The sequence below is a fragment of the Lacinutrix salivirga genome, from assembly GCF_053604675.1.
Map to the genome: position 1 here is coordinate 1 of NZ_JBSHNP010000033.1, position 346 is coordinate 346.

A 346-nucleotide genomic window follows, 5' to 3' on the forward strand; every position below is an offset into this window, starting at 1 on the left:
TATACTGTACACACCAGCACCAGATTTCAATGGAACAGATACGTTTGATTATACAATTACAGATGCAGATGGCGATGAGTCCACAGCAACAGTAACCGTAACAGTAAATCCAATTGTAGATGTAGAAGACGATACAACAACTACAGACGAAGACACACCAGTAGTGGTAGATGTTTATGATAACGATAACGACATCCCAACGGAAGGTACAATCGCAATCACAACACCACCAACCAATGGAACCGTAGTCATAACAGATCCAAACAATACACCAAACGATCCAAGTGATGATGTAGTAACCTACACACCAAACCCAGGATACAATGGAACAGATACGTTTGAATAT

Annotated in this window: 1 protein-coding gene; it reads left to right on the forward strand. The window is 40.5% G+C overall.

The features are described 5' to 3' along the window. Positions 1 to 346 (forward strand): Ig-like domain-containing protein (locus ACVC5O_RS00545; protein WP_452219506.1); only part of this gene is annotated, 346 nt, incomplete at both ends.